Annotated in this window: 4 protein-coding genes and 1 pseudogene; all 5 read right to left on the reverse strand. The window is 69.2% G+C overall.

Annotated features, from left to right (window positions below; all coding sequences use genetic code 11):
- Positions 1-20 precede the first annotated feature (20 nt).
- Positions 21-950 (reverse strand): DUF4249 family protein, encoded by a 930-nt coding sequence (locus tag AC1HIY_RS10435; RefSeq protein WP_479576673.1) that lies wholly within the window; start codon positions 948-950, stop codon positions 21-23.
- A 34-nt stretch (positions 951-984) separates the two neighbouring features.
- Positions 985-3,633: a TonB-dependent receptor gene (locus tag AC1HIY_RS10440; RefSeq protein WP_479576674.1), complete on the reverse strand. Its 2,649-nt coding sequence runs from the start codon at positions 3,631-3,633 to the stop codon at positions 985-987.
- A 187-nt stretch (positions 3,634-3,820) separates the two neighbouring features.
- Entirely contained in the window at positions 3,821-4,978 is a 1,158-nt protein-coding gene (locus tag AC1HIY_RS10445) for a FecR family protein (protein ID WP_479576675.1), read from the reverse strand.
- 102 nt (positions 4,979-5,080) lie between these two features.
- Positions 5,081-5,653 (reverse strand): RNA polymerase sigma factor, encoded by a 573-nt coding sequence (locus AC1HIY_RS10450; RefSeq protein ID WP_479576676.1) that lies wholly within the window; start codon positions 5,651-5,653, stop codon positions 5,081-5,083.
- A gap of 213 nt (positions 5,654-5,866) precedes the next feature.
- Positions 5,867-6,380, reverse strand: a pseudogene (locus AC1HIY_RS10455) (hypothetical protein); the annotation flags it as partial.

Raw genomic sequence — 6,380 nt, forward strand, 5'->3', positions numbered from 1 at the left:
GCCCCAGGGTTCGCCCGGACCTAGGGTCCGCCCGGACCGACCCGCACCCGGAGCGAATCCACCGAGATCCCGGCGACGATGCCGAGCGCTCCCTCGACGTTCGAGGTCGGCTCGCGGCGCTCGGGAGTGTCGCGGCTGGTGGCGAAGCGCGCGTAGTCCTGCCCGCTTCGGAGCAAAGCCACCTTCAGGTCATGCGCCGGCAGGGGATCCGTCTCGGCCTCGACGGGGACGGCATAGACGCCCGTCCACGCGCGGCGACCCCGGGCATCGCGCGGCATTGCGCGCTCACGGAGGATCTGCTCGGGCAAGAGGAAAAAGTCCACGATGGTCGAGGAGAACGCCGTGCGGGGCTGAAGCTGCGTTTCGATCCAGTACAGGCTGTCGAGCCCCGTCTCCTCGAAGTCGACGGTCCACCACAGGGTGACTTCGACGGGATAGATGAAGCCCTTGCGGGACTGCACGTCGACGCTGAGCGAGTCGATGCCGAGGTTGAGCGAGTCGAGGAGGACGGCCTGCACGGGGCGTTCGGGCACGCGGACGTTCACGCTGTCGAGGGTGATGGGCGGAGGGAGGGTTCCGGCGGCGACGGCCGTCTGCCGGCGCCATTGGATGCGGAGGCGGAAGGCCGTCCGCGCTGCCGCCTTCGGGCCTGCGGCCTCCGGCACGTACCGTCCCGGCTGCGCGTCGTCAGGCCGATACGCGACCCTCCGCCCGTCGATCTCGAGCGCGACCTCGGCATCGGCGACGGCGGCCTCGTCGAGCGCGTACGGAGCGGCCGGCGGGCCGGTGCGCCGGAGCGTCAGCGGGGGGAGCGGCTTGCCGGCCTCGAGGAAGGCCTCCACCACGAGGCGCGCCTCCTCCACCGGCTCGACGGCGTCGCAGCCGGCCGCCGTCAGGAGCGCCGGCAACAGGCCGAGAAGCAGGATTGCCAGGTGCGATCGGATCTTCATGGGAGGGCGGGGACACGTGCGGGCACGCTTTCGTTCACAGTTCCATTTTAAATTCGAAGAGCGGCAACAGGGGAAGACCGCGTCGGTCTTTGCCGCGCACCACCTCCTCCGCCGGATCGTAGAAACGTCCGATGACGTTGCGACGGTTGAGCGCGTTGTAGAGGTGAAGCTCGGCCTGCCACTGCGCGCCGAGCCACGCGAAGCGATAGCCTGCCGTCACGTCGAAGCGGAGGTAGGCCGGCAGCCGTCCGTTGTTGATGCGCGGGCGATGGAGGTACAGCGTCGGGGCGTCGTCGAGCGGGCCGTTGAGGGCGTAGCGGGCCACCGGCACGGTGATCGGATAGCCGCTTCGCCAGAGCGCCGCCAGCGCCAGCCGCCACTGACGGTTCTCCCACCGGAGGAAGCCCCGAAGCGCGCTTGGCGCGTCATACCGCGTCGGGCGATAGTCCGTCTCTCCGAGTTCGGGCGCCCGGTTGAGCGAGCGCCCGGCGGTATAGCTCACCAGGACCTGCCACGCTCCCCGGTCGGCGCGCGCCGTCAACTCCACGCCATAGGAGCGCTCGCGTCCGCTCACGTACTGTCCGAGGAGCGTCCCCACCTCGATGCCGGGCCCTTCTAGCCCGTCTTTCGTCTGAAACTCGTCGCGGGGCAAGAGCACCCGGCGCGCCCCGCGCGCGTAAGCCTCTGCCGAGAGGACCAGCCCCGCGCGCGGGCGCCCCTCCATTCCGAAGCTCACCTGCCCTCCCCGCGAGGGACGAACCCCCTCGCCCGCCGGAATCCACCGACTCGAGACGAGATCATAGAGAAAAGAGAACCGATCGCGGAGACGCTGGACGTATTGCACCTGGGTGCTGACGCTCGCCCGAAAGACGAGCCGCTCCGGCGATGCCGCGTATTGCACGCTCAGACGCGGGTCCAGACGCGTATAGGCTCCGCCGCTGAAGAAGCTCAAACGCACCCCCGGCTGGATCTGCCATCGCGGCGAGGGTTGCCACACGTCCTGGGCAAAAGCGGCCATCTCGAGGTCGCGCTGGCGACTGCGCCCGTTCACCGTATCCACCGTCCCGGGCGAGCGCGTGAGCACGGCGTGGAGGTCGCTCCGGAACCGGTGATCCACCACCTGAACGCCCGCGCGTATGCGGTGGGCAAGCGAGCGGTAATAGTCCACGTCCACCTTCAGCCCCAGGTCTTCGAGCCGCACGCCGTATTGCGAGACGACCGAAGCGCTGCTCGTTGGCTGAATGAGCGTACCCTCGGCGGCTTCATATCTCGAATGGTACCCCGTCACGGTCACGTACACCCGGCGCGAGGCGAGGTACTGATACCGGGCGCTGTAGAGCGTATTGCCCCACTTTTGATCGACCTCGAAAAAAAGATCCGCCGGGCGGAGCCACGACGAGAAATCGAGCGAGAGGTCGAAGGGCAGGCGCAGGTCGAGGATGTCCCGGCCCGTATAAAAGCTCAGCGAGAGGCGGCTTCGCGCGCCGGGCCGGAAGGTCATTTTCGCGTTCCAGTCATAAAAATAATAGCCCGTCCGGAGGGTGTCGCGCCGCCCGCTGTTGTCCGTCACCGGGTGGCTCCGCCCGATGATTTTGTCGAGGTACGAGCGTCGTCCGGCGATCATGAAGGAGCTGTTTTTCGTGACGGGGCTTTCGATGACGAAGCGGGCATTGAGCGGGTTGATGGCCGCCACCACGCGGGGTTGCACCCGGTTGCCGTCCTTGAGTTCGGCGTCGAGCACCGCCGAGAGGCGCCCGCCGTGCTCCGCCGGGAAGGCGCCCTGATAGAGCTTGATGTCCTTGAACGTGTCGGTCTGAAACGTGGAGATGAGGCTGAAGGCATGCCACGGATGATAGACGGGCGCGCCGTCGAGGAGGTAGAGGTTCTGATCGAGCCCGCTGCCGCGCACGATGAGGCCGCCCGTCACCTCGCCCGCGCGCTGCACGCCGGGCATCCATTCGAGCGCCTGAAACAGATCCTGCCCCCCCAGCGACGAGGGCAGGTCTTCGAGCCGGCTGACGGGGAACGCCACGGCGCCCAACGCCTCATTGAGGTCTATCGCCTCTCGCCGGTCGGCCTCGACGACGAGTTCCTCACCCGTCAGCGTGATGGGGTGAAGCGCGACGGTGGCGGCCATCGTCTCCATCACGAGGAGCGTATCGATGACGTGATAGCCGAGATAGCTCACGCGCACCCGGTGCGGCGCGATGCTGACCGCCGGCAGGGCAAAGTACCCCGCCTCGTTCGTCGTCGTGCCCACCTGTCGGTCCACGAGGAAGACGTGGGCGCCGGGGAGCGTCTCGCCCGTCTCGCCGTCGATGACGAAGCCGGAGAGCGTGCCCAGAGGCAACGGCGGGGAGCGGGGCGAGGTCTCCGCCGCGCCGTTCTCGGCCACGAGCACGTACTGCCCCTCCCGCACGAAATCCGCCCGCAACCCCGTTTTTTTCAGCACGCACGCGAGCGCCGCGGCGGCATCGGCGCCGGTGTACCGGCAGGTGGCCCGTCGGCCGCTGACGAGCCGTTGCGCAAAGACCACGTCCACCCCTGCCTGATCACTCAGAAGCGCCAGCGCCTGGGCCAACGGCGCGGCGCGCACGTCGAGGTGGATCGCCTGCGCGCGCCCGTCGGGGGCTCCCGCCAGCGCCAGCCCCATCATTATGGCGAAGATCAGACCACCTCGCACGCCGCTGAAACCCCCGAAGTTCGAGAAGAAAGGCCCTGAAGAAACGGCCGGGTTCGCGCGCGCCGAACGGCGCAGCACCTCGGCCGGATGGTTGATACGAACCCCTGCCGGACGTGAGGGTTTCCGCTCGGGATCGTTGGGTCAAGCGCGGGGGCGAAGGGACGCGAAGGCGAAGCGACGGGGAGGCTTACCGGCTCGGGGCGAGGACGAAGCCGCCGCCGTCGGCCGGACGCACCTCGGCGGTGAGCGTGGCGGCGAGCGTACGGAGAATCTCTTCGAGCGGCTGATCCTGACCAAAGGTGCCGCTGATGGAGTCGGCCGCGAGTTCGGGGGCGAGGCTGACGGGCACGTGGTAATGGGCGCTCAGGCGCGAGACGGCGTCGGCCAGCGAGGCGGCGCGAAAGATGAAGAGGCCCGTCCAGTCGAGCGCCTCGGCCAGGTCGACGGAGACGGGGGGCGTGGGCAAGGCGTCGGAGGCCACGCGGCTTTGCTGACCCGGTTCGAGCACGACGAAGCGCTCACGCGCCTGGCGGGACGCCAGCGAGACGCGCCCGGTCACGAGCACGACCTCCGTCTCGGCGTCGTCGGCCCGCACGCCGAACGTGGTGCCGAGCACCGTGGTCAGAGCCGTCGGCGTCTCGATGGTGAAAGGCCGGCGGTCCGGCGCGATGTCGAAGAAAGCGCGACCCGTGAGGCGGGCGCGGCGGGTGAAGCCTTCGCCCTTCGTCGGGGCCGCATACGTCAACGCGGAGCCGCCCATCAGCCGCGCCGTCGAGCCGTCGGCCATCTCGACGAGGCGCACCTCGCCTTCGGCCGTGCGCAGCGTGACCATGCCGCGCTCGCGTTGAACGAGCACCGTGACGACGGCGGCGAAAATCACGAGGCTCACCGTCGCGGCGATGCGTCCTCCCCACCGTTGTGCGGGGCTCCGCCGCCTCCGCCGCGACGGACGGTCGGCATGCGCGCGGGGCGTCGTCGCCGCGGCGTGCGCCTCCCACACCGCCTCGAAGTCGTCGGCCTCCGCCTGTATGCGCCGGACCACGTCGCGAAGCGCGGGATGAGCCGCGAAGGCGCGTTCGAGCGCCGGGCGAGCCGCGTCGAGGGCTTCGCGCTCGGCCGCCGTGAGCAGGTCCGCGCGCCCCTGCGCGTCGAGGGCATAACACACGAGCGCGTGCCGGTCGGGGACGCGCTCGTCGAGGCTGCGTCGGACGGCGGCGCGCACCCGGCGCCACCGCGCATAAGCCTCCGCCAGCGCGGGATCGGCTTCAAGCGCGGCGCGGAAAGCCTGTCGCGCCTCCGGCGTCAGCGCATCGTCGAAAAGGGTGGGGTCGAACGCTTCGCTCATTACAATCCGTGGGTCATCTGCACGGCCCGTCGAAAGGAGAGGAACGGACCTTTACCATAGCCGCCTGCATCCCCGAAAAAGTAACGGGGCCGCCGCATACGCTCAGCCGCCGCCCAGAAGGAGGAGGGCCGTCAGCCCCCCGGCGACGAGGCTCACGAGGGCGTTTCGCATCTTTGCAAAAGCTCGTTTGACCTGCATTTTGATGGCCGCTTCCGTCGAGCCGATCATCTGTGCGATCTCTTCGTAGCGGTATCCGTATTCGCGCAGTTCGATGATGCGGCGGGCGCGGGGCGAGAGCGCCGAGAGCGCCCGTTCCACATCCACCCGCACGCCGCCCGTCTCCTCCGGCGAGGCGGACTCGGGCGGGCCGAAGGGATCGTAGAGCCGCTCCTTCGCGCTGTATCGCCCCCGGTACAAATCCTGAAGCTCAAAGAGCGCGGCTTTCATGGCGAAGGCCTTCAGGCGCTTCGGGTCCTTGAGATCGACGAGGCCGTTGTGCACGCGCACGAGGGTGTTTTGGATGAGGTCGTCCACGTCCGGGCGCATCCCGATCCTTTTGATGAAGAAGGCGCGGAGCACCGGTTCGAGACGCTCCAGGAGCGTCGCACGCGCGCGTTCATCGCCGGCCTGAGCCTGCGACACCAGCGCGCTCCCGAATGCATCCGACCCTGCCATGTGCTTGTGATGGTTCTCGTGCCGCCCTCGTTTGAAAGGTCCCCGGTACGTTCGGTCCCGTGGAAGGTTGCCCGTCGCCGCGCGTCCCGAAGCGTGGATCTCCGGCGCCGGAAGGAGGGGCGGAGGCCGCTTACCGTCCCGGAGGGAGTTCCACCGAAAGCATCAACCTCATTGGTGTCCCAAAGTTCACAGACGATACGCGCGTCCCGGCCGTCAGCCGGTCACACCGGCGAACGAGAACGCCGCCAACCCCACCACGAGCGCCGCTTTGACGAGGTCGGCGGGCGGCGCGACGCCCGTCTCCGGCGCATAGAGTTTCCGGACGGCGCTCAGGAGCAGACCGCCGGCGAGGAGCATGAGCAGCAGGTAGAGGCCGCCGTAGTCGAGAAAGAGATAGGGCGCCGGTGCGAGGGCGACCGCGAGCGCCGGCGCCGCCGTCGTGAGCGGGCGCATTTCCCGGTCGTCGAGGGCGCCGAGCGTGAAGGTGAGGAGGAAGACGTAAACCGCCCCGAGCGTCGCCGGACCGGGTGCGCCGGCTGCCGCGCCGCCATAGACGAGCGTCATCGCCGCCACCACCGCCACGAGGAGCGGGCCGACGGGACGCAGCCGCCGGAGGTGCACGACGTACGCATAGAGCAGCACCGCCGCCATCGCTGCGATCAGGACGTGCGCCGCCGTCAGCCGGAGGCTCAGCGCCAGCCCCGCCGCCGCGCATAGGCCCGCCGCC

Source organism: Rhodocaloribacter sp. (assembly GCF_056451265.1).